This window comes from Actinoplanes sp. NPDC051537 (assembly GCF_055586105.1).
Genome location: NZ_JBVJIU010000001.1, coordinates 453,579 through 476,893, shown reverse-complemented (window position 1 = coordinate 476,893; position 23,315 = coordinate 453,579). Strand labels below are relative to the sequence as shown.

21 protein-coding genes are annotated in these 23,315 nt (G+C 72.6%); 18 read left to right on the top strand and 3 right to left on the bottom strand.

The window, feature by feature from the left end; genetic code table 11:
• Positions 1–7 precede the first annotated feature (7 nt).
• The 7 genes from ACZ6TB_RS02230 to ACZ6TB_RS02200 are packed head-to-tail and all read left to right on the top strand — an operon-like array spanning position 8 to position 5,725.
• Positions 8–931 (top strand): VOC family protein, encoded by a 924-nt coding sequence (locus ACZ6TB_RS02230; RefSeq protein WP_465549622.1) that lies wholly within the window; start codon positions 8–10, stop codon positions 929–931.
• Positions 928–2,370, top strand: coding sequence for an NAD-dependent succinate-semialdehyde dehydrogenase (locus ACZ6TB_RS02225; protein WP_465549620.1), 1,443 nt, complete (start codon positions 928–930; stop codon positions 2,368–2,370). The genes ACZ6TB_RS02230 and ACZ6TB_RS02225 overlap by 4 nt, the downstream gene beginning before the upstream one ends.
• On the top strand, positions 2,370–3,152 hold the full coding sequence (locus ACZ6TB_RS02220; protein WP_465549618.1) for a fumarylacetoacetate hydrolase family protein: 783 nt from the start codon (positions 2,370–2,372) through the stop codon (positions 3,150–3,152). Before ACZ6TB_RS02225 ends, ACZ6TB_RS02220 begins: the two co-directional genes overlap by 1 nt.
• Entirely contained in the window at positions 3,130–3,516 is a 387-nt protein-coding gene (locus tag ACZ6TB_RS02215; RefSeq protein WP_465549616.1) for a VOC family protein, read from the top strand. Before ACZ6TB_RS02220 ends, ACZ6TB_RS02215 begins: the two co-directional genes overlap by 23 nt.
• A 22-nt stretch (positions 3,517–3,538) precedes the next feature.
• Positions 3,539–4,306 carry an alpha/beta fold hydrolase gene (locus tag ACZ6TB_RS02210; protein ID WP_465549614.1) on the top strand — a complete coding sequence of 256 codons (768 nt, stop codon included), beginning with the start codon at positions 3,539–3,541 and terminating at the stop codon, positions 4,304–4,306.
• Complete coding sequence (locus tag ACZ6TB_RS02205) at positions 4,303–4,761, top strand: GlcG/HbpS family heme-binding protein (RefSeq protein ID WP_465549612.1); 459 nt, start codon at positions 4,303–4,305, stop codon at positions 4,759–4,761. The genes ACZ6TB_RS02210 and ACZ6TB_RS02205 overlap by 4 nt, the downstream gene beginning before the upstream one ends.
• Positions 4,754–5,725, top strand: coding sequence for a hypothetical protein (locus ACZ6TB_RS02200; RefSeq protein ID WP_465549610.1), 972 nt, complete (start codon positions 4,754–4,756; stop codon positions 5,723–5,725). The genes ACZ6TB_RS02205 and ACZ6TB_RS02200 overlap by 8 nt, the downstream gene beginning before the upstream one ends.
• A 113-nt stretch (positions 5,726–5,838) precedes the next feature.
• Here the strand turns inward: ACZ6TB_RS02200 and ACZ6TB_RS02195 are convergent, their stop codons facing one another.
• Positions 5,839–6,132: a putative quinol monooxygenase gene (locus tag ACZ6TB_RS02195; RefSeq protein WP_465549608.1), complete on the bottom strand. Its 294-nt coding sequence runs from the start codon at positions 6,130–6,132 to the stop codon at positions 5,839–5,841.
• Positions 6,133–6,287: 155 nt separating this feature from the next.
• On the opposite strand from ACZ6TB_RS02195, the gene ACZ6TB_RS02190 reads away from it, so the two are divergent.
• The 7 genes from ACZ6TB_RS02190 (at position 6,288) to ACZ6TB_RS02160 (ending at position 13,996) form a co-directional block, all read left to right on the top strand.
• On the top strand, positions 6,288–7,739 hold the full coding sequence (locus ACZ6TB_RS02190) for an aldehyde dehydrogenase family protein (RefSeq protein WP_465549606.1): 1,452 nt from the start codon (positions 6,288–6,290) through the stop codon (positions 7,737–7,739).
• 5 nt (positions 7,740–7,744) lie between these two features.
• Positions 7,745–8,956: an L-2-hydroxyglutarate oxidase gene (gene lhgO, locus ACZ6TB_RS02185; protein WP_465550284.1), complete on the top strand. Its 1,212-nt coding sequence runs from the start codon at positions 7,745–7,747 to the stop codon at positions 8,954–8,956.
• A gap of 123 nt (positions 8,957–9,079) precedes the next feature.
• Positions 9,080–9,949 (top strand): amidohydrolase family protein, encoded by an 870-nt coding sequence (locus ACZ6TB_RS02180; RefSeq protein WP_465549604.1) that lies wholly within the window; start codon positions 9,080–9,082, stop codon positions 9,947–9,949.
• Positions 9,946–11,586, top strand: coding sequence for a thiamine pyrophosphate-dependent enzyme (locus tag ACZ6TB_RS02175; protein ID WP_465549603.1), 1,641 nt, complete (start codon positions 9,946–9,948; stop codon positions 11,584–11,586). The genes ACZ6TB_RS02180 and ACZ6TB_RS02175 overlap by 4 nt, the downstream gene beginning before the upstream one ends.
• Before the next feature lie 67 nt (positions 11,587–11,653).
• On the top strand, positions 11,654–12,700 hold the full coding sequence (locus tag ACZ6TB_RS02170) for an Ldh family oxidoreductase (RefSeq protein WP_465549601.1): 1,047 nt from the start codon (positions 11,654–11,656) through the stop codon (positions 12,698–12,700).
• 366 nt (positions 12,701–13,066) lie between these two features.
• Positions 13,067–13,534, top strand: coding sequence for a DUF1348 family protein (locus ACZ6TB_RS02165; protein ID WP_465549599.1), 468 nt, complete (start codon positions 13,067–13,069; stop codon positions 13,532–13,534).
• A gap of 240 nt (positions 13,535–13,774) precedes the next feature.
• Positions 13,775–13,996, top strand: a complete 222-nt coding sequence (locus ACZ6TB_RS02160) for a DUF397 domain-containing protein (RefSeq protein ID WP_465549597.1) — start codon at positions 13,775–13,777, stop codon at positions 13,994–13,996.
• Here the strand turns inward: ACZ6TB_RS02160 and ACZ6TB_RS02155 are convergent.
• On the bottom strand, positions 13,920–14,705 hold the full coding sequence (locus tag ACZ6TB_RS02155) for a DUF6082 family protein (protein ID WP_465549595.1): 786 nt from the start codon (positions 14,703–14,705) through the stop codon (positions 13,920–13,922). The genes ACZ6TB_RS02160 and ACZ6TB_RS02155 overlap by 77 nt on opposite strands.
• A gap of 78 nt (positions 14,706–14,783) precedes the next feature.
• Positions 14,784–15,653: an LLM class F420-dependent oxidoreductase gene (locus ACZ6TB_RS02150; RefSeq protein WP_465549593.1), complete on the bottom strand. Its 870-nt coding sequence runs from the start codon at positions 15,651–15,653 to the stop codon at positions 14,784–14,786.
• A gap of 86 nt (positions 15,654–15,739) precedes the next feature.
• On the opposite strand from ACZ6TB_RS02150, the gene ACZ6TB_RS02145 reads away from it, so the two are divergent.
• Genes ACZ6TB_RS02145 through ACZ6TB_RS02130 form a run of 4 tightly spaced genes read left to right on the top strand, consistent with a single transcriptional unit; the run spans position 15,740 to position 23,304 of the window.
• Positions 15,740–16,150, top strand: a complete 411-nt coding sequence (locus ACZ6TB_RS02145; RefSeq protein ID WP_465549591.1) for a YciI family protein — start codon at positions 15,740–15,742, stop codon at positions 16,148–16,150.
• Entirely contained in the window at positions 16,147–17,307 is a 1,161-nt protein-coding gene (locus ACZ6TB_RS02140) for an RNA polymerase sigma factor (RefSeq protein ID WP_465549589.1), read from the top strand. The genes ACZ6TB_RS02145 and ACZ6TB_RS02140 overlap by 4 nt, the downstream gene beginning before the upstream one ends.
• Positions 17,308–17,338: 31 nt before the next feature.
• The gene (locus ACZ6TB_RS02135) at positions 17,339–20,272 is read left to right on the top strand and encodes an ABC transporter permease (protein WP_465549587.1); all 2,934 of its coding nucleotides are present in this window, start codon (positions 17,339–17,341) and stop codon (positions 20,270–20,272) included.
• Positions 20,269–23,304, top strand: coding sequence for an FtsX-like permease family protein (locus tag ACZ6TB_RS02130; protein ID WP_465549585.1), 3,036 nt, complete (start codon positions 20,269–20,271; stop codon positions 23,302–23,304). Before ACZ6TB_RS02135 ends, ACZ6TB_RS02130 begins: the two co-directional genes overlap by 4 nt.
• Positions 23,305–23,315 lie beyond the last annotated feature (11 nt).

Below are 23,315 nucleotides of genomic sequence, written 5' to 3'. Positions count from 1 at the left end.
AGCGACAATGGGAATCCAGCGCATCGAGTCGGTGATCTACAGCGTAGATGACCTCGGCACCTGCGTGCGCTTCTTCACCGACCTGGGACTGACGCCGGTCTCGCGGGCGGACGACCGGGCCGTCTTCGCGACGTTGATCGGCCAGACGCTGCACCTGCGCGCCGGCGCCGCCACCGACGGCCTGCCGCCCTCGGTGGAGAGCGGCGAGAACACCATCCGCGAGGTGGTCTGGGGCGCCGCGACCGAGGACGAGCTGGCCGGCTTCGTCGCCGAGCTGGCGAAGGACCGCGAGGTCACCCGGGACGCCGAGGGCGTCTGGCACACCGTCGACGAGACCGGCTTCGGCGTCGGGCTCACCGTCGCCGGCGTCTCCGGCCACGAGAACGCGGCGCCCCGCCCGGCCAACGTCTCCGGCGCCGTCAACCGCTGGAACCGGGCGCTGGCAAGCGTCGGGGCCGTCCGGCCGCTGCGCATGTGCCACGTCGCGCTCAACATCCCGAAGGCCGGCCGCGAGGAGGCCGTGGCGTTCTACGTCGACCGGCTCGGGTTCATCCCGACCGACATCGTCCGGCCGATGGGCGTGTTCATGCGCGTGCCCGGCGACGCCGACCAGCACAACTTCCTGCTCTGCCACCGGCCCGACCGGGCGAGCGTCAACCACGTCTCGTTCGAGGTGCCCGGCTTCGACGACGTGATCGAGGGCGGGAACCACATGATCGAGAAGGGCTGGCAGGAGGCGCGGCGGCTGGGGCGGCATACGGTCGGCTCCAACGTCTTCCGCTTCGTGCACGCGCCGTCCGGTGGCCGGGTCGAGCTCGCCGCCGACATGGACCGGGTCGACGACACGTACGGCCCGAACGTGCACGAGACCGCCCCGCCGCACCACATCTGGACCCTGCGCAGCTCCCGCGACCAGGAGGCGTCATCGTGACCGAGCAGTACACCGAGCTGGGCCTGTTCATCGCCGGCGAATGGCGCCCGGGCGGCAGCGGCCTCTCCGCGCCCGTGATCAACCCGGCCACCGAGGAGGTCCTCGGCCACGTCCCGATGGCCACGACCGCCGACCTCGACGACGCGATCGCGGCGGCCGAGGCCGGGTTCGCGGTCTGGCGGGCGGTCCCGATCGCCGAGCGCACCGCGATCCTGCACAAGGCGGCGGACCTGCTGGCGGGCCGGGCCGACCGGGTCGCCCGGATCATGACCCTCGAACAGGGCAAGCCGGTCAAGGAGGCGCGCGGCGAGGTCATGCGCGTCGCCGGGGCGCTGCGCTGGGACGCCGACGACGCCCGCCGCGCGTACGGCCGGATCATCCCCTCGGCCGGCGACTCCGTGCTCTCGGTGCGCCACGAGCCGGTCGGCGTGGTCGCCGCCTTCACCCCCTGGAACTTCCCGGCCGGCTCGCCGATGCGCAAGATCGCGGCGGCCCTCTCGGCCGGCTGCTCGATCGTCATCAAGGCCTCCGAGGAGACCCCGGGCACCGCGGTCGAGCTGGTGCGCTGCTTCGCCGAGGCGGGCGTGCCGGCCGGCGTGCTCAACCTGGTCTTCGGCGAGCCGGCCGAGGTGTCGCGGCACCTGATCGCCTCGCCGGTCACCCGCCTGGTCGCCTTCACCGGCTCGATCCCGGTCGGCAAGCTGCTGGCGGCGCAGGCCGGGGCCGAGATGAAGCCGTGCCTCATGGAGCTCGGCGGCCACGCCCCGGTCATCGTCTGCGCCGACGCCGACCCGGTGGCGGCCGCGCGCAAGGCCGCGTTCGCCAAGTTCGTCAACGCCGGCCAGGTCTGCACCTCGCCCAGCCGCTTCCTGGTGCACGAGGACGTGTACGACGAGTTCGTCACCGAGTTCCTGGCCGCCGCCGAGCGGGTCGTGGTCGGCGACGGGCTCACCGACGGCGTCACGATGGGACCGCTCGCGAACCCGCGCCGGCTCAAGGCGATGGAGGAGCTCGTCACCGACGCCGTCAGCCGGGGCGCCACCCTGGTCCGCGGCGGCGAGCGGCTCGACCGGGCCGGGTTCTTCTTCGCCCCCACGGTGCTGACCGACGTGCCGGCCGGCGCCCGGGTCATGACCGAGGAGCCGTTCGGCCCGATCGCGCCGATCGTCCCGTTCACCGACCTCGACGACGCGCTGCGGATCGCCAACGAGCTGCCGTACGGGCTGGCCGCGTACGGCTTCACCCGCAGCTCGAAGACGGCGGAGAAGCTGATCGCCGGCTTCGAGGCGGGCATCCTCTCCATCAACCACTGCGGCGGATCGGTGCACGAGGCGCCGAGCGGCGGCGTGAAGCAGTCCGGGTACGGCAAGGAGGGTGGCCCCGAGGGTCTCGAGGGCTACCTGATCACCAAGCGCGTCTCGCACCTGCTGGTCGACTGATGCGCTACTGCCGAACCGCCGACGGCTGGGGCGTGGCCGACGGCGGCGAGATCCGCCTGCTCGACCGGTCGCCCCTGGACGGTGGCCGGCCCGGGAGCGTCGCGACGGAAGCGCCGTTCCTGCCGCCGGTCATCCCGCCGGTCTTCTACGCCGTCGGCCTCAACTACCGCGGCCACATCGAGCACGCGCTCGCCAAGGGCTACGCGGCGGCCAAGGTGCCGGACCGGCCGGAGGTGGGCTACCGGGCCACCAACGCGCTGATCGGGCACGGCGAGGCGATCGTCCGCCCGGCCGGGGTGACCGGCCGGTTCGAGGCCGAGCCCGAGGTGGTGGCGGTGATCGGCCGCCGGTTGAGGAACGCGACGCGGGCGGAGGCGCAGGAGTCGATCCTCGGCTGGACGATCGGCAACGACGTCAGCGCCCGCGAGTGGCAGAACAGCGACCGCACCTTCTGGCGCAGCAAGAACAGCGACACGTTCAAGCCGATGGGCCCGTGGATCGAGACCGACGTCGACCCCCTCGCGCAGACCACGACCGTACGGGTCGACGGCGAGGTCCGGGCCGCGTTCGCCACCGGGGCGATGATCTTCGACCCGTACGACTACATCGTCGAGATCACGAAGTACATCACCATGCACCCCGGCGACGTGCTGTGGATGGGCGCCGACGCCACCGTGCAGATGGAGCCGGGCACCGTCGTGGACATCGAGATCAGCGGGATAGGCGTGCTGTCGAACCCGGTACTAGCAGAGGACGGACATGACTCAGAGCGAGACCAGTAACAAGCCCAAGTACATCCACCACGTGAACTTCCCGACGACCGACCCCGAGCGGACCAAGGAGTGGTACACGAAGGTCTTCGGGCTCAAGGCGATCACGCCCAAGAGCAACACCAAGGTCGTGCTGATGACGCGCGGCAACTTCGACCTGCACTTCACCCCGGTCGAGGAGATGGACCGGATGGCGCCCTACCACTTCGCCATCGAGGTCGAGGACTGGGACGGCTTCCTGGCCCACCTCAAGGAGCTGGGCATCCGGCACACCCGCCCGGTCGAGCGGCCCGAGAACCAGTCGAAGTTCTGCTACATCCACGACCCCGACCACACGATGATCGAGCTCGTCTACCACGGCAAGCGCCCGGCGTAGTTCGAGGCTGAGGAGACAACACATGGCGGTCGCCAATTCCGACGGCGTTTCCATCTACTACGAGCGGCACGGGTCCGGTCCCGCGGTGCTGTTCGTGCACGGCTCGGGCGGGCACCACGCGGCGTGGTGGCAGCAGGTCGCCGCGCTCCGCGACAAGTTCACGGTCATCACCGTCGACCTGCGCGGCTTCGGCAGGTCGGACTCGTCCATGCCGGAGTTCGACGGCCAGGACTTCCCGGGCGACATCGTCGCCGTGCTCGACCGGGAGGACGTCACCGGCGCGGTGCTCGTCGGCCAGTCGATCGGCGCGGTCGCCGCGCTGCGGGCCGGCCTGGCCCGGCCCGGCCGGGTGAGCGGCGTCGTGCTCGCCCACTCGCTCGGCGGCATCGCCGACCCGGAGCTGTCCGACCTGGTCGCCGCCGACCGCTCGGAAGCGGTGAAGCTGCCGGTGCTCGACCGGCTGCTCTCCAGGAGCTTCCAGGAGAACGAGCCGGCCAAGACGTTCCTGTTCCAGCAGATGGGCACGTTCAACGTCGCGAAGATGGCCGACCTGAAGAACCTGTCCACCGGCGGGCCGGGCATCGAGGAGGTCGTCGCCTCCGGCCTCGACGTCACGTTCCTGGCCGGCGATAAGGACGCGGTGCTGTCGCCCGCGACCGTCCGGCGGGCGCACGTGCTGGTCAAGGGCTCCCGGCTGGAGCTGATCCCGGACGCGCCGCACTCGATGTACTGGGAGCGGCCCGACCTGTTCAACGCCGCCGTCACGCGGGTACGGGAGGCGGTCGCATGAAGCTGACCATGGCCGAGGCCGAGGCGATCGTCGACGCCGCGCAGAAGGCCGCGCAGGCGCTCGGCAAGGCGGCGAGCGTCGCGGTGGTCGACGACGGCGGGTTCCTGCTGGTGGTCAAGCGCCCCGACGGCGCCCGCCCGCTCACCCCGAACATCGCGATCGTCAAGGCCTACAGCGCCGCCGTGATGCAGCGCCCGACCAAGATGCTCAAGGGCTGGGCCGAGGGCAATCCGGGCTTCTTCGCCTCGCTGTCGACGATGGGCGCGCAGCCGATCGTCGCCACCGAGGGCGGCGTGACGATCAAGCGGGACGGCGAGATCCTCGGCGGGCTCGGCGTGGCCGGCGGCACCGGCGACGAGGACCAGCAGATCTGCGACGAGGTGCTGGCCGCGCTCGGCTACCAGCTCGAGTTCGCGGCGTGGGGGGTCCCGGGCAGGAAGGCGAGCGATGGCTGACACCTTCAAGTTCCGGATCGACCACCACGGCAGCCTGGTGCGGCCGGCCGAGCTCCTCGAAGCGCGGCGCAACCATGCCGACGACCTGCGCGCCGTCGAGGACCAGGCCATCGCCGATGCCGTACGCCTGCAACGCCGGCTCAGCCTCACGGCGGTGACCGACGGCGAGTTCCGCCGCAAGGACCAGGTCAGCGCGTTCCTGGAGGCCGTCGGCGGCCTGGTCGAGGGCTCCTTCACGACGAACGGCACGATGGTCGCCGACGACGTGGCGGCGCTGACCAAGCTCACCCAGCTCCCGGCCAAGGCCACCCTCCCGTCGCCGGCGCTGCTCGCGGCGGTGCTGTTCGACCCGGCCGGGCCGTGGGAGAGCGCGCGCGAGCTCGGCTTCGCCCTCGCGGAGATCATCCGGGAGGAGATCCGGGCGATTCTCGAACGCGGCGTGCGCTACATCCAGATCGACAATCACACGTACGCCGCGGCGCTCGCGGGCGGGCGGATCGCTGGTCTGACGCTCGACGACGCCATCGCGATCGACAGTCGCGCGGTGTCGGTCGACCGGCCGGCGGACGTCCGCATCGGCCTGTGCCCGGCGACGTCGGCCACCGGCCCGATCGACGTCGCGGCGGCCGAGCGGCTCTTCACCGGTCTGCCGGTCGAGCGCTGGCTCCTGCCGTACGACCGCGGAACCGAGGGTGAGGTCACGCTGTTGCGCGCCGTTCCCGCCGACCGCGACGTCTGCCTGGGAATCGTCGATCCGGCCGTGGCCGCGCTCGAGGACATCGACACGATCATGGACCGGATGGACGTGGCGTTCGCGATCCGGGACCTCGACGACATCGCGGTGAGCCCGAGCGCCGGCTTCGCCCCGGTGGCGGGCGGCGCCTCGATCTCCGCCGAACAGCAGCGCCGGAAGCTGATCCACGTCGAGACGATCGCCCGCATGTGCTGGGGCAACGAGCTGTGACCCGCGGCGCCGCCCGCGCGTATGGGTGAGCAGAACGGCTCTGCTTACCCATACGCGCGGGGGACAGGTGAGCAGAGCGGCTCTGCTTACCCATACGCGCGGGGACGCGGTGCCTAGCCGAGCGTCACGCCGAAGAGAACGTCACGCTGGGTGAGCCGGGGCCGGACGGTGCCGAGAATGTATTCCGCGAAGTGCTCGGAAGCGGCATGCGCGTCGAATGCCGCACGGTCGGCGTAACGCTCGTAGAGAATGAAAGCGGGCGGCTCGGCCCCCTCCTCGCGGTGCACCTCGTAGGCCAGGTTGCCCGGCTCCTTCAGCGTGTGCTCACGCATCGTGAGCAGGGCATCCTGGATGAGGGCGGCATCCGGGGCGGCGCACCGGTAGTGCGCGATCACCGCATAGGGCACGAGGTCCTCCGTGGCTCGTCGATCGAATGGGGCCCGCGAATTCCATCAGGTCCGGGCCCGCGTGTGATGCAACCAATGCATGCCGCCGAGCCCATGGTTGGCCGCGATTAGGGTTCCTACTATTCGGCCTGGATGCCGCGATACGAGGAGTGCTGATGTTGGTACGGACCATGGAGACGCTCGCCGGGGGTCAGTGGACCGGCGCCGAGACGTGGGTCGACGTGTTCGACCCGGTCGACGTGCGCGAGCCGGTGGTGCGGGTCCCGGCGCTCACCGCGGCCCAGGTCACCACCATCTACGACGCGGCCGAGGCCGGTTTCGCGGTCTGGCGCCGCACCCCGGCCCTGGAACGCGCCAAGATCATGTCCCGGGCGGCCGCGCTGCTGCGGGCCCGGGTGGACGAGATCGCCGTCGGCGTGGTCACCGAGAACGGCAAGACCCTCAAGGAGGCGCGCGGCGAGGTCGAGAAGGCGGCCGACTTCCTCGACTACTACGCCGGGCACGCCCGCGAGGCGTACGGGTCGCTCGTGCACGACGTCCGCCCGGACACCCGCACCTCGTTCCACCGGGAGCCGATCGGCGTGGTCCTGGCCATCACCCCGTGGAACGACCCGCTGCTCACCCCGGCCCGCAAGCTCGCCCCCGCGCTCGCCGCCGGCAACGCCGCGGTCCTGAAGCCCGCCTCCGAGACTCCCGCCTCCGGCCTGTTCCTGGCCCGGGCCCTGCACGACGCCGGCCTGCCCGCCGGCGTGCTGAGCGTCGTCACCGGCCGCACCGCCGAGATCTCCGCGGCGCTGCTCGACGACCCGCGGATCGCCGCGGTCACGTTCACCGGCAGCAACGAGGTCGGCGAGACCCTGCGAGCCCGGATCGCCCCCCGCAACGTCCGCTTCCAGGCCGAGCTCGGCGGCAAGAACGCGTCGGTCGTGCTCGCCGGCGCCGACCTGCCGGCCGCCGCGACGGCCGTGGTCGCCGCCTCGTTCGGCCAGGCCGGCCAGCGCTGCACCGCCACCAGCCGGGTGCTGGTCGATCGCTCGATCCACGACGAGTTCCTGGCCGCGCTGCGCGACCAGGTGGCGGCGCTGCGGCTCGGGCCCGGCCAGGAGCCCGAGACGGTGGTCGGGCCGCTGGTCAGCCGCTCGCACCGGGACGGCGTGCTCGGCGACATCGCCACCGCCGTCGAGCAGGGCGCCCGGGTCGAGCTGGGCGGCGACGCCCCGGCCGGCGACCTCGCCCACGGCTGCTGGGTGAACCCGACGATCCTGGCCGGCGTCACCACCGAGATGGACATCTGGCGCGACGAGGTCTTCGGCCCGGTGATCGCGGTCCGCGCGGTCGACGGCCTCGACGAGGCGATCGCGGCCGTCAACGACTCCCGGTACGGCCTGGCCGCCGCCCTGTTCAGCGACAGCATCGAGGCCGCGTTCCGGTTCGCCGAGGAGGTGGAGTGCGGCCAGATCGCGATCAACACGACGACCTCGGGCTGGGACGTGCACCACCCGTTCGGCGGCTTCCGCGACTCCGGCTCGGCGTTCAAGGAGCAGGGCACCGAGGCGCTGCACTTCTACACCCGGGTCAAGTCCGTCGCGATCCACTTCGGGCGGTGACCGGGATGTCGGACGAGACGATCGCCATCATCGGCGCCGGCATCGTGGGCCTGGCCATCGGCCGCGAGCTGACCCGGCGGCGCCCGGGCGCGCGGGTGGTGGTGGTCGAGAAGGAGAACCGGGTCGCGGTCCACCAGACCGGGCACAACTCCGGTGTCGTGCACGCCGGCATTTACTACAAGCCCGGCAGCCTCAAGGCGCGGCTCTGCACCCGCGGCGGGGCGATGCTGCGGGAGTACTGCGCCGAGCGTGATCTGCCGTACGACGAGTGCGGCAAGCTCGTGGTCGCGGTGACGCCCGACGACGTGACCCGGCTCGCCGCGCTCGCCGCCCGGGCCGGCGACAACGCGGTGCCTGGGCTGCGGCGGGTCGGCCCGGAGGAGATCCTCGAGATCGAGCCGCACGGCGCCGGGCTGGCCGCGCTCTACTCGCCGCGGACCGCGATCACCGACTACGTGCGGATCGCCGAGGCGTTCGCCGACGACATCGTCGCGGCCGGGGGAGAGGTGCGGTTCAACTTCCCGGTCACGTCGGTCGCCCCGGTGCCGGGCGGGCTGGCGGTGCGGTCGGCGCCCGGTTCCGGCGAGGTCGTCGCCGACCAGGTCATCGTCTGCGCGGGCATCCAGTCCGACCTGGTGGCGGGGCTGGCCGGGGACACTGCGGCGCCACGGATCATCCCGTTCCGCGGCGAGTACATGCGGGTCAAGCCCGACAAATCAGGCATGGTGAACGGGCTGATCTATCCGGTGCCCGATCCGCGATATCCGTTCCTGGGCGTGCACTACACCCGCCGGGTCGACGGGACCCTCGAGGTCGGACCCAACGCCGTGCTGGCAACGGCCCGCGAGGGCTACCGGCTCGGCGATTTCTCGTTGCGGGACCTGTGGGGGATCGCCTCGTGGCCGGGCGCCTGGAAGATGGCGGGGCAGCATTGGCGTACGGGAATCAAGGAAATGTACGGCTCGGTGTCCAAGCGGGCCTACATGAAAGCCGCGCGCCGCTATGTCCCCGAGATCGGCGTCGCGGACGTCGTAAGAGCGGGTGCGGGCGTACGCGCCCAGGCCCTCGACCGGGACGGCAGCCTCGTCGACGACTTCCGCATCCACCGCCTCGGGCCGGTCACCGCCGTGCGCAACGCACCGTCGCCGGCCGCCACCTCCAGCATGGCCATCGCCGAGCACGTGCTCGACGTCCTCGACGGCAAGTCGTCGGAGTAAAGCTGCGTTTCGTGCAACAACCGCTTGCACGCCGCGGACTCCGCAGGGCGCTTTCCCAGCTCTAGCGTCAATGCCACACCCGGCAGCAGCCGGCGCCCTCGCCGGTAGAGGAAGGAAGTGCCCATGTTCGTCGTCGACTCCCAGGTGCACATCTGGAAGGAGGAGACCCCGGATCGTCCGTGGGTCCCCGGCGCCCGCGAGCGGATCCGCCTCAACGGCCACCGCGAGGACCCCTTCAGCTACGAGGAATGCCTCGCGCTGATGGACGAGGCCGGCGTCAACCGGGCGCTCATCCTCCCGCCGTCGTGGGAGGGCGACCGCATCGACTACGCGCTCGAGGCGTGCGAGGCGCACCCGGAGCGGTTCGGGATCATGGCGCGCATCCCGCAGAACAAGCCTTTGGAAGGCACGGCGATGCTGAAGGACTTCGCGCAGAACCCGTACGTGAAGGGCACGCGGCTCACCTTCCACCGGCCGATCGACCGGAACTGGATGATCGACGGCACCAACGACTGGTACTGGCCGATCGCCGAGGAGCTGAACATCCCGACGATGGTGCACGCCCCGATCTGGAAGGCCGAGCTGGGCCAGATCGCCGACCGGCACCCGGGCCTGAAGATCATCATCGACCACATGGGGATCATGGCCCGCTGCGTCGACGACGCGATCGGCTACTGGGTGCAGGAGACCGCCGACCTGCACACGCACCCGAACATCTACGTGAAGGTGTCGGCGATCCCGGGCTACTCGACCCAGCCGTTCCCGAACCTCAACATCGAGAAGTACGTGCGGGAGATGGTCGACAAGATGGGACCCCAGCGCTGCTTCTGGGGCACCGACATCACCCGCCTGCTCGGTCACGGGCTCAGCTACGTGGAGACCATCGAGCAGTTCACCAAGCACTTCGACTTCACCGCCGAGGAGCTTGAGTGGATCATGGGCCGGGGCATCAGCGAGTGCCTGAACTGGCCCGTTTCGGGGTCGGTCAAGTGACCGACGGCGGCGACGCCGTCCTCGACGCCGTTCTGGCGGCGGGCGCCGACTACGTTTTCTCCTCGCCGGGCTCCGAGTGGGCCCCGGTGTGGGAGTCGATCGCCCGCCGCCACCGGGACGGCGAGCCCTGCCCGCACTATCTCGACCTGACCCACGAGACGGTCGCGGTCGGCATGGCGACCGGGTACGGGCTGGTCACGCGCCGGGCCCAGGGTGTGCTGCTGCACGCCGGGCCCGGTCTGCTCCAGGGCTCGGTGGCGATCCACGGCGCGCTGCTGGCCGGCGTGCCGATGGTGGTGGCGTCCTCGGAGTCCACCACGTACGGCGACGGGCCCGGTCCCGACCCGGGCGGCCAGTGGTACCGCAACCTGTCGGTGGTCGGCGGCCCGCACGTCATGGCGGCGCCGTTCACCAAGTGGAGCAACCAGGCGGCGAGCGTGCACACGCTGCCGGGCATGGTCACGCGCGCGTTCGAGCTCGCCTCGGCGGCGCCGGCCGGGCCGGTCTACCTGAACATCCCGCTCGAGGTCCTGCTCGATCCGTGGGATGCGGAGCCGGTGCCCCCCGTCGTGCCGCACGGCGCCACGGTCAGCTCGCCGTCATCACTTTCCTCGGCGCTCACTCTGCTCCGAGCCGCCACCAACCCGGTGATCGTCACCGAGACGGCCGGCCGGGAGGAGGGCGGCCTGGAGGCGCTGGTGGAGTTCGCCTCCGCCTGGAACATCCCGGTGGTCGAGCCGAACTCGGCGGTGTGCGCGAACTTCCCCCGCGACCACGAGCTGCACGCGGGCGGCGACCTCGAGCCGTGGGTCGACACCGCCGACCTGATCATCCTGGTCAACTGCCGCGCGCCGTTCTACCCGCCCTCACGGAGGCCGGCGCTCGCCAAGATCCTGGTGATCGACGACGTGCCGCAGCGGCCGCACATCGTCTACCAGGTGCTGCGCGCGGACGCCTACCTGGAGGGCGGCGTCGCCGCGACGCTGCGCTCGCTCGCCACCGTTGCCACCCCGGTCGATCGCGCGTTCGCCAGTGCCGAGCCGGCCGCCGTCCGGGCCGCCGAGGAGAAGGCGACCGGTCTCGACCCGGTGCTGGTCACGGCCGCGCTGCGGGACCTGCTCGGCGATGACTCGATCGTGGTGGACGAGACCATCACGCACAGCCGGGTCGTCCAGCGGCACCTGCGGCGCACCGCCCCCGACTCGTACTTCTACGTGCAGGGCGGGCTCGGGCAGGGCATCGCCGTCGCGCTCGGCGTCAAGCTCGCCGCCCCTTCGCGTACGGTCGCGCTCACCATCGGCGACGGCGCGTTCCTCTACAACCCGGTGATCCCGTCGCTGGAGGCGGCGAAGGCCAACGGGTTGCCGCTGCTCATCGTCGTGTTCAACAACCACGAGTACCGCTCGATGAAGATGAACCACCTGCGCTTCTACCCGCACGGCGCGGCGGTGCAGACCGGCGAGTTCCTCGGCAACGACCTGAGCGACCAGCCGTCGCTGTCCGCGTTCGCCGAGCCGTTCGGCATGCACGGCGAGACCGTCTCCTCGGCCGCCGAGCTCGCCCCGGCCCTCGACCGGGCGCTCAAGTCCGTCCGCAGCGGCACCACCGCGATCGTCAACGTCCGCGTCTCGCGCTGACCTCCTTCTCGCGCTGACCTCCTTCTCGCGCTGACCTCCTTCTCGCTCACCTCCTGGAGCTTCCGCCATGCCCGTCGTGATCCCGGCGTCCTCGCTGGGCGAGTTCGTCACCGCCCTGTTCACCGCGTCCGTCCCCAGCCCCGACCACGCCCGCACGATCAGCGAGGTGCTGCTCTGGGCCAGCCTGCGTGGCGTCGACTCGCACGGCGTCGCCCGGGTCCCGCGCTACCTGGAGCTGCTCGGCTCGGGCGAGGCCAACGCGTCCCCCGAGATGACCTTCGCCGGCGGCCCGTCCGGCGTCACCGTCCTCGACGCCGACCGCGCGCCGGGCCCGGTCGCCCTGACCGCCGCCGCCGACGAGGCCGTACGCCGCGCCCGCGCCGTCGGCATCGGCGCGGTCGGCGTCCGCCGCACGGTCCACACCGGCGCGATCGGCTACTACACGTCCCGGATTGCGGCCCAGGGCCTGGTCGGCATCGCCTTCGTGGCCGGCATGCCGAACATGAGCTACCCCGGCGTCACCGGCGCCGCGGTCGCCACCAGCCCGCTCTCGATCGCCGTACCCACCTCCGGCGACCGCCCCCCGGTCGTGCTCGACATGGCCACCGCCGGCATCGCCCTCGGCAAGATCGCCCAGTACCGCAACGCCGGCAAGACCCTCCCCGAGGGCGTGGCCGCCACCGCCGACGGCACCCCCACCACCGACCCCGCACTGGCCAAGATGCCCCTGCCCCTGGGCGGCGCAAAGGGCGCCGGCATGTCCCTGGCCTTCGAGCTGATCACCAGCGTCCTGCTCGGCGCCCCCATCGTGAGTTCCTTCCACTCCGACGACCCGCAGGGCCGGTCCCACCGCCAGAACGCCCTGATCCTGGCCCTGGACCCAGCCGCCTTCGGCGATCCCGCCACGTTCACCGCCGAGGTCTCGGCCACCCTCGACGCCCTGCAGGGCCTGCCGCGCTCTTCCCCGGACGCCGAGATCCGCTACCCCGGCGAGCACAGCGCGGCCGTCGCGTCATCGCGGGCCGCCAACGGCATCCCGGTCGGCCCCAAGGTCTGGGCCGAGCTGGAGGTGGCCGCCGAGAAGCTGGGCGTAGCCCTCCCCGCCGCCCCCTGACGCGCGCCCTTTGCTCTGCTCACCAATACGCGCCGCCTGGTCTGCCGGCTTGCCTGGCTCTGCTTACCGATACGCGCGGCGTGGTCTGCCGGCTTGCCTGGCTCTGCTTACCGATACGCGCGGCGTGGTCTGCCGGCTGGCCTTGCTCTGCTTACCGATACGCGCGGCGTGGTCTGCCGGCTGCCCTCTGCTCTGCTTACCGATACGCGCATCGCGCATATCGATTCACGATGCGCGTATTGGTGAGCAGAGCAAAGGGCGCCGGAACTAGTGCCCCGGGGCCGCCGGGCGAGGCCCGCGTCCCGGAGGCGCCACCCGGGCGACGGTCGGTCGTCGAGGGCTACCGGGCGTGAGAGACTCCGGGGCATGACCGAGAGCAGGCCGCCGCTGCCGCCCTTCGACGAGGCCTCGGCGCGGCAGAAGGTCCAGGCCGCTGAGGATGCCTGGAACAGCCGCGACCCGCAGCGCGTCAGTCTCGCCTACACGGCCGACTCGGTGTGGCGCAACCGCGACCAGTTCGTCAGTGGCCGCGAGCAGATCGTCGCGTTCCTCACTGCCAAGTGGGAGCGCGAGCTCGACTACGCGCTGCGCAAGAGCCTCTGGGCGTACGCGGGGGACCGCATCGCCGTCCGGTTTCAGTACGAGTGCCATGACCGTGAGGGCCGGTGGTGGCGCAGCTACGGCAACGAGCTGTGGGAGTTCGACAAGAACGGGCTGATGCGCCGGCGCGAGGCGTCCATCAACGACCTGCGGATCGACGAGTCGGAGCGCCGCCTGTTCGGGCCGCGCCCCGAAACCGAGCGCGGTCCGGAGTTCGACATCCCGCTCGCCTGAATGCCATATGGCTGTTTGCGGCATGGCAATTCGGCGGCCCACATGAGCAAACGGAGCTCATTCCTGCCGCCACCCCGCCGCCGGTGCGTCGTTAGAGCAAAAGTGCCGCGGCGCGCGGCGAACATGAGATAGTTTCCACCGAGTTGCGATCGGACACGCGGGTCCGCAATCGCGTCTCGTGCGCTCCGGTGAGCCCGGGCAGGGGCTCCGAACGCACCTTCTTCGTGGGGAGATTCGTCAATGACTCAGGAAAATCTCGCGTGGCGGACGTCGAGCCATTGCGGGAGCGGGCATTGTGTCGAAGTCGCGGCCGATCCGCCCTTCGTCGCGATGCGCGATCAACACGGTCAGGTCATCCACTACACCGTCCCGGAATTCAGCGCGTTTATGGAAGGCGTACGGAACGGCGAGTTCGACTATCTTCTCGCCCCGTCCCGCATGCGCGTTTTCGTGCGCGGCTGACGGCCGACCATGCGACGGCGATCACGGCTCCGGCCGTGATCGCCAACGGCATCGCTCCGGAGCGCACCTTGGCGTCGCGGCCGGCCGCCCGATCCGGCTGCTCGGCGGGGGAGCCGACGATCGGCGTGGAACGGGCGGCGTCCTCGATGATCTGGATGAACCTCCGCTCGGATCGGGTCTGACGGCCCGCAGTCCATGCCGGGGCTCCGCTGCGGATCCACCAATGACGAAATGCCGGGCGGCCCATCAGCAGGCCGATCTCGAGAGCCGCGTTCGCGTCGTCGACCTCGCCGCTGCGCCAGAAGAAGTAGATCGTCTGCAGGCGAAGGTTGAAGAATGCCCAGAGCGGCAGATCTTGTCGTCCGCGGTCGTCCCAAAGTGCGTGTTCGTATTCCGGGTGCTCGATCACCACGCGAAGCACATCGAAATGAAGGGACCGCAGCGAAATGGCCTGCTGGAACGCGGCCTGACGGTTTTGGATCAAAAGCGACAGGGCCACGCCGATGAATGCCAGGCCGCTGAATATCGCGCCCGCCGCGCCGAACGACTGGCCCACCGCCGACAATTTCTCCCAGTCGCGGTCGAGCCGGCCGACCTTGGACAACAGATAAGGCGACGCGGCCATCGCAGCGCCGACGGCGAGCGTGACGATTACCGCTCCGATCGCCGAGTATGCCCCCGTGTTGAGCCGTTTCCTCGATCGTGCCATCGGTTCTCCTCCGCTCGGGCTCTGTCCTCACTTGGCCGGACGAACCCGGGGACGTCAAGCACCCGAGGCGGGAATTGCTCAGCTGTACTGCGGCAGGATCTCCTCGGCGAAGCGCTGCAGCGGCTCGTGGTCGTAGGCGAGCCGCGGGAGGTAGAAGATGACGTAGTCGCAGCCGGCCTCGAGGACTCGGTCGACGCGGGCCGTGACCTCGGCGTTCGACCAGGACAGGTCGATGTCGAGAGACGTGGACTTGGCGATCGACGCGTAGTCGCGGCCCACGGCGTCGCAGTGCTCGCGCAGCACGGCGAACTTGCGCCGGATCAGGTCGGGGTCGCCGTCGCCGACGTTGCTGCCGTCGGCGTAGCGCGCGACCAGCTTCAGGGTGACCTTCTCGCCGCCGCCGCCGATCCAGAAGCGGGGCTTGCGGCGGGGCTGGTTGATCGGGCCGTCGATGGCGTAGTGCTTGCCGGCGAAGACCGGCCGGTCCTCGGTCCACATCCGGTGCACGATCTCGACCGCCTCGCGGAACGCGCCCATCCGCTCGGGCACCTCGGGCCACCGGTAGCCGTACGCCTTCCACTCGTGCTCGTACCAGCCGGCGCCCAGCCCGGCGTAGAGGCGCCCGTGACTGGCCACGTCCACGGTCGAGGCGATCTTCGCGTACAGGGACGGCTGCCGGTAGCCGTTGCAGCCGACCATCTGGCCGATGTTGACCCGGTTGGTGTCGCGGGCCAGCGTCGCCGTCGCCGTCCAGCACTCGAAGACCGAGTTGTCGGTCGGCTCGGGCACGGTGTGGAAATGGTCGTAGAGCCAGATCGAGTCCCACGGGCCGGCGTCGGCGAGGCGCGCCACCGCGGTCATCGCCTCGTACTGCTCCACCGGGTCGGCGATCTCGGTCAGGTCCATCTTCCAGCCCTGGGGCACGAACACTCCGAAGCGCACACTCATGCGAAGCAACTTAATCGAAGAGATGATGTCGAACGGCGGAGATCGGCTCCGTTCGGTGGGTGAGGGACCGAGAGAAGGAGAGACTCATGCCGCGTTACCTGCTCATCGTCGACTACCGGCCGGGCGACGTCGACACGCCGATGGACCGGTGGAAGCCGGACGAGATCAAGGCGCACATGGACTACTACGGCGCGCTCAACCAGATGCTCACCGAGACCGGCGAGCTGGTCGGGGGAGAGGCGCTGACGGCGCCGGCCCAGGGCAAGGAGGTGATCTCGGACGGTTCGGGCGCCACGGTGGTGACCGACGGGCCGTACGCCGAGGCCAAGGAGATGCTGGCCGGCTACCAGATCGTCGAGGTCGAGTCGGAGGAGCGGGCGGTCGAGATCGCCGCCCTCGTCTCGGCCGTGCCCGGGCCGGGCGGAGTGCCGCTGCGCCAGCCGATCACGGTGCGCCGGGTCATGTCGGACGCGGATTTCGAGGCCCTGGGAGCATGACGGCCGACCTGCTGCGCGAGCTCGCCCCGCAGGTGCTGGGCGTGCTCGCGCGCCGGTCGGGCGATTTCGGGGCGGCCGAGGACGCCGTACAGGAAGCGCTCCTGAAGGCTTATCTGCAGTGGCCGCAAGCGGGCGTCCCGGAGAATCCCCGCGGCTGGCTGCTGCAGACCGCGTCGCGCAAGTTGATCGACGCGATGCGCAGCGAGGAGGCGCGCCGCCGCCGGGAGGAGCTCGCGTTCCGGGAGCCGGAGCACGGCGACGCCTGGCCCGAGGACGACACGCTCACCGTGCTGAGCATGTGCTGCCACCCGTCGCTCACCCCGGCGTCGCAGGTGGCGCTCACCCTGCGCGCGGCCGGCGGCCTCACCACCGGCGAGATCGCGGCGGCGTTCCTGGTGCCCGAGGCCACCATGGCCCAGCGGATCAGCCGGGCCAAACAGAAGATCAAGAACAGCGGCGAGGGATTCGGTCCGGGCCCGGAGATCCAGGTCCGGCGGGTCCTTTACCTGATCTTCAACGAGGGGTACGCGGTGAGCACCGGCCCGGCGTTGCACCGGTCCGAGCTGTCGGCCGAGGCGATCCGGCTCGCCCGGCTGCTGAGCGCCGACGACCCGGAGAACGCCGGCCTGCTCGCGCTCATGCTGCTCACCGACGCCCGCCGCCCGGCGCGGCTGGGCCCGGACGGCGATCTCGTGCCGCTGGAGGAGCAGGACCGTACCCTCTGGAACCGCGCCCGCCTCGCCGAGGGAACCGCCCTGCTCGATGCCGCGTTCGCCCGCGGCCGGGTCGGCGAGTTCCAGCTCCAGGCGGCCATCGCCGCCCTGCACGGCCGGGCCGGAAGCGCCGCCGAGACCGACTGGCCGCAGATCCTCGCCCTCTATGGTCTGCTGGAGCGGATGACCGGCAACCCGGTGGTGGCGCTGAACCGGGCGGTGGCGCTGGCCATGGTGGAGGGCCCGCGCGCCGGGATCAAGGCGCTCGACGACCTCGGCGACCGTCTCGCCGGGAATCATCGCATTGATGCCGTGCGCGCCCATCTTCTCGAACGGGCAGGGGAGCCGGAGGAGGCCGCGCGGCTGTACGCTGCCGCCGCGGGCCGCACGACCAGCCTGCCCGAGCGGCGCTACCTGACGACTCGGGCGGCGCGGCTGCGGTGAAACGGGGAAGCACGGAAACGGGGACGGCCGGATGTACTTCGTGAGCTGGGGCGCGGTGCGACGGCGCACCGCGCAGGCCGTGCTGCTCGCGGTGCTGGCCATGCTGGCCGCGGCGGCGGCGTCGGCGGGCCCGTGGTTCGGCCTGACCGTGGCGTCGCGCGCGGCCGGCGCCGAGGTGGCGGCGCGGCCGGCGAACCAGCGGGTGATCACGGTGCACCAGCCCGACGCCGAGACCAACGGCGATCCCCGGCAGGCGCTCGACGCGCTCGACGCCCGGGTGCACAGCCTGCTCCCGCTCGAGGGCACGTCGCCGATCCTCGGCGTCGCCCAGGACACGATCTACATCGACACGCTGCACGGTTCCGCGCCCTCGGGCATGCCGATCGCCTACCGGGACGGCTTCTGCGCCAACGTGCGGCTGACCGGCGCCTGCCCCACCACCCCGTCGACGGTGGCGATCAGCGCGGACGTGGCCAAGCGCCTGGCCCTCAAGATCGGAGACACCTTTCCGGTACGCCCGGACGGGGCGATCGGCTCGATGACCTTGCGCGTGGTCGGCGTCTACGTGCCGATCGGCTCGACCTGGACCGACAAGCTGTTCCTGGCCCAGGGCGACCTCGACCCGGTCTTCACCACGCTCGACACCTTCCGCCAGCCGCAGCTGAGCAAGCCCACGCTCGCGGTCGCGCTGCCGGTGCCCCTGCCGCTGCTGCGCGGCGACCACCTCTACGACCTCAACGGCGTGCTGAACGAGGCCGAGACCCGGTTCGCCGCCGCCCAGCTCGACCTGGACAACCCGACCGGCGAGCTGTTCGACGCCGTGATCGCCGACCGGGCCACCGTTCTCGAGGGCGTGCTCGTCGCGCTGGTCCAGTTCCTGGTGCTCGCCTGGTTCGCGCTCGGCCTGGCCGGCCGGCTCACCGGCCGCGACCGCCGGGCCGACGCCGGCCTGCTCAAGCTGCGCGGCTCCACCCGGGGCGGCCTGTTGCGGCTGACCGCCGGCCAGCACGTGCCGCCGCTGCTGATCGGCGCCGCCGTCGGCCTGCCGCTCGGCATCCTCGCCTCCTGGCTGGTCGCCGGCTCGCTGCCGGTCCGCTCCGAGTGGTGGATCGCGCTGCTGATGGCGATCGGCGCGGTCCTCGCCGTCGCGCTCGGCGGCCTGCTCGTGCTGGCCGCCATGGACGCGTTGTCGCAGCGGGCGCCCGTGGTCGCGCTGCTGCGCCGGGTGCCGCTGGCCCGCCGCGACTGGCGGTCCCGCTTCGTCGACCTGGCGTTCGTGGCGCTCGCCGCCGGCGCCGTCTACCAGGCCCGCACCGGCGGCCCGACCAGCGGCCTCGGCGTGGCCGCCCCGGCGCTGGTCGCGCTCGCCGTCGGGCTGCTGCTGGCCCGGCTGCTGCGCTGGGTCGCCGACCGGGCCGGCGGGGTCGCGCTGCGGGCCGGGCGGGTCCGCTCCGGCCTCACCGCCGTGCAGATCTCCCGGCAGTCCGGCGTCGACCGGGTCTTCACCGTGCTGGTGCTGGCCGTCGCCCTGATCGCGCTGACCACCGGCGGGCTGGTCGCCGGCCGCCAGGCCCGGGCCGACCGCGCCGCGCAGGAGCTGGGGGCCGCCCGCGTCCTGACCGTGCGGGCCGAGTCGCGCACCCAGCTGGAGTACGCCGTGCGCCGCGCCGACCCGGCCGGCAAACAGGCGATGGCGGTCGTCGTCGACACCACGGCCGACCCGCCGGTGCTGGCCGTCGACAGCACCCGGCTCGCGGCCGTCACCACGTGGAAGGGCCCGATCGGGGCGCTGACCCGGCCCGTGCCGCTGCCCGCTCAGGCGCCCCTGATCACCGGCCGCACCCTCACCGTCGGGATCGACCGCGACGCCGACGGACCGGCCCTGCTCGGCGTGATCCTCCAGCACGAGGGCACCGGCAACGGCTTCCGGGTCGAGCTGCGCGGCCTGCACGCCGGCGGCCAGCGCGCGACCGCCCCGGTGCCGTCCTGCGCCCAGGCCCCCGGCTGCCGGCTGGTCGGCTGGCAGCTGTTCCCGGCCGCCGGCGGGCTCACCATCACCTCGGTCGCCCAGCAGGCGCCGGCCGCCACCGTGCTCGACGCGGCCCGGCTCGCCGACGTGCGCCGCTGGCACGCCGGCTACACCGGGGTGGCCGCCCGCTACCTCTCCTCGGCCCGCGGCCTCGACGTGTCCGCGAGCGACAGCTCCGGCACCGACGTCTTCGCCGTCGACGCGCCGCTCCCGCTGCCGATCGTGCTGGCCGGCGCCCGGCCCGACAAGTGGAACTTCGACGACTCCATGTCGGCCCGGTTCGGCGGCACCACCACCCCGGTCGACGTCGTCGCCTCGGTGCCGGTGCTGCCCGTGCTCGGCGGCGCCGGGCTGATGACCGACCTCGACGCGGCCCGCCGCCTGGCCGCCGACGCCGACCTCGGCGGCACATTCCAGGTGTGGCTCGCCGAGGGCGCCCCGGCGTCCGTGCTCGACGCGCTGCGCGCCCAGGGCCTGACCGTCCTGGCCGACCACAGCGCCGCCGCCCGCACCTCGGCCCTGGCCGCCGAGAGCTCGGTCGTCACCGCGCCGTTCGGCCTGTTCATCGTGGCGATGTCGCTGCTGCTGGCGGCCACCCTGATCGGCGTGCTCGCGGCGGCCAACCGAGAACCGCAGATCGCCCTGCTGCACGCCCTGCGGGTGCAGGGCCTCTCCCGCCGCACCGCCGCCGTCAGCGGCTACCTCGGCATGATCGCCCTGGTCCTCGCGGGCGTCGCCGGCGGCCTGGTGGCGGCCGTGGTGGCACGCCCGGTAGCGAACATCACCGCGCCGCCGTTCGCCGACCACTGGCGGGTGGTCCCGCCGCCCGGCGTGCTGTCGCCGCCGGTGCTGCTGCTCGCCGCCGGCGCCGGCCTGGTCGTGTTCGGCATCGTCGGCTGGGTCTCGACCCGCGCCGCGCGGAAGGGGGCCCGATGATCGCGCTCGTCCTCGCGATGGTCTGGAACCGCCGCGGCCAGGCCGTCACGCTCGCCCTGCTCACCCTGTTCGGGGTGGCCGCCGCCGTGGCCGCGCCCGCCTACCTGCGCGCCGCCGACCGGGCCGTCGCCGCCGGCCAGGTCGACACCTCGCCGGCCGACGAGCGCAGCCTCTCGCTCGTGGCCCGGCAGCACGACCGGCGCCCCGGCCGCACCCGGGCCGATATCACCGCCAACGACGTGACGCTCGGCGACACCGGCTCGTCGCTGGTCAGCCTGCCCGGCTTCGCCTACACGTTCGCGGCCGAGTTCCCGGTCACCGGCATCGACCCCGACAACCGCTACCGCACCCGGCTCGTCTACCGGCAGGAGGCCTGCCGGCACCTCACGATGACCGCCGGCCGCTGCCTGATCGGCGAGTCCGATGTGGTCCTCGGCGAGCAGACGGCCAAGCGGCTGAAGATCGCGCCCGGTGACGAGATCCACCTGGTGTACAGCTTCTTCAACCGCAAGACGCGCGAGTGGATCCCGGACGGCACCCCCAAACGGCTGCTGGTGACCGGCCTCTACCGGGCCACCGACCCGGCCGAGCCCTACTGGGGCGCGCACAACTACTTCGGCGCCGACGCGGGGGCCCGGGTGGGCGAGCCGGCGTTCGTCACCAACGCCACGCTCACCGGCATGGACCGGGGCGACGTCGACCAGAGCATCGACGGGTCGGCCCCGGCCGCCGCGCTCTCGGTCGACCGCCTTCCGGCCGTACGCGATGGGCTCGCTCGCCTGAACGCGCAGGTGACCAAGCTCGGCGGCGGCATCTCGGTGGACACCCGGATGCCCGACCTGCTCGCCCGGATCGACGCCGGCCGCTCGGCCGCGCACCGGATCGTCCCGGTGCTCGCCGTCTCGCTCGTGCTGCTCGCCTGCCTCACCATCTACCTGGCCGTCGGCTACGGCACCGAGGGCCGCCGTCCCGAGCTCGCCGTCGTCGCCCTGCGCGGCGCCCGCTGGGGTCAGCGCTGGTGGCTGGCCACCGGCGAGAACCTGGTGGCGATCCTGGCCGGCGCGATCCTCGGCTGCCTCGCCGGGCAGGTGCTCGTCGACCTGTTCGCCGCGTGGCGCTTCCCCGGCGTCGGCGCCGATCCGGGGCTCGAGGCGCTGCGCTGGGCGCCGGCCGCCGCGGCCGCCGCCGTGGTCACCGCGCTGCTCGCCGAGCGCCGTCAGCTCGGCCGCCCGGTCGCCGAACTGCTGCGCCGGGTGCCGCCGCCGTCGCGTACCGCCTCCGCGATCGCCGCCGAGGCGGTCGTCGTGCTCCTCGCCGCCGTCGCCGTGGCCCAGCTCGCCATCACCGGCGGCGGCCTCACCGGCGTCGGCACCTTCGCCACCGGCCTCGTGCTGGTCGCCGCCGCCCTGGTCGCGGCCCGGGTGATCCTGCCCTGGTCGACCGTGATGGCCCGCCGCCAGCTGCGCGACGGCCGGCTCGCGGCCGCGCTCGCCGCCTTCCAGGTGTCCCGCCGGCCCGGCGGCGCCCGGCTGTTCGCCCTGCTCACCGCCGCGATCGCGGTCATCGGCTACGCGGCCTGCGCGATCGACGTCGGCGCCCGCGGCCGCGAGGTGCAGGCCGGCGTCGGCATCGGCGCCGCCCGCGTGGTCTCGGTCGGGTCGGTCAGCCGGCAGGGCCTGCTGGCCGGGGTCCGGGCCGCCGACCCGGCCGGCTCCTTTGCGATGGCCGCCGTCCGGCTGCCCGCCGAGCGCGGCCGCCCCTCGGTCCTGGCGATCGACACCACCCGCGCCGCGAAGGTCGCCGACTGGGGTGGCTTCGCGCCCGGCCGGGTCGCGCCGGTGCTGCGGCCGGCGGCCGGTCCGCCGATCCCGGTCAGCGGCGGGCGGTTCACCTTCGACATCACGGCCGACAAGCTGACCATCGGCAAGGGCGTGCTCGCCACCGTCGTGCTGTCCCCGGCGGCCGGGCCCGCCGACGAGACCGCCGAGCTCGGCGAGCTGATCGCGGGCCGGCACACGTACGTCGCCGACGTCCCGGCCTGCGCGTCCGGCTGTGCCTTCAAGTCGTTGCAGCTCGCCGGCCGGGCCGGGTCGCTCGACCTCACCGGCGTCATCACCCTGCACTCCGTCCGGGCTGCGGCCGGCGCCACCGCCGACGACGTCGCGCCCGCGGGCGTCCCGGCCGACGCCCTGGCCGCCGCCGGCCGGTGGCGGGCGACCGAGGGCGGCAAGCTCACGGCCGGTCCCGGCGGGCTGCGGGTCGAGATCACCTCGCTGAACGGCCTCACCGACGGCCTGTTCGTGCAGCCGGCCGACGCGCCCAGCCCGCTGCCCGTCGCCACCGCCGGCTCGGTCGCCGTCTCCTCGGTGGTCGGGCTCGACGGCCGCCCGCTGACCGTGCTCGAGGCGCTGCGCGTGCCGGCCGTGCCCGGCCTCGGCACCGGCGCCGTGCTGGCCGACCTCGAGTACGCCGACCGGCTCGCCACCGACGCCGCCCCGACCGTGCAGGGCCAGGTCTGGCTGGCCGCGAACGCCCCCGCCGACGCCGTCGACAAGCTGCGCGCCACCGGCCTGGTCGTCACCGCCGACATCCGTGCCGCCCAGGTGCGGGCCCAGCTCGACAAGCAGGGCCCGGCCCTGGCGCTGTGGTTCTACGTGATCGTCGCGGTGCTGGCCACGGCGCTCGCGGCCGGGGCCCTGGTGCTGGCCGCCGCCGTCGACCGCACGCGGCGCATCGAGGACCTGTCGGCGCTGCGCGGCCAGGGCCTGACCCGGGTCGCCGTCCGGCGGGCGACGCTCTGGACGTACCCGGTGCTGGTCGGCGCCGCGGTCGTGGCCGGCACCGCGATCGCGCTGCTCGGCTGGCGGCTGACCGGCTGGGCGCTGCCCCTGGCCGGCCTCGACCCGCCCGCCCTGCCGCTGCCCGCACTGCCCCGGCCGCTGTCGTTGCTGGGCGCCGCCGTGGCCGCCTTCGTCGTGCTCTCGGCGGTCGCCGTACTGGCCGGTAGGCGTACTCTCCGATCGATTCGCTAGCGCTTATAGTG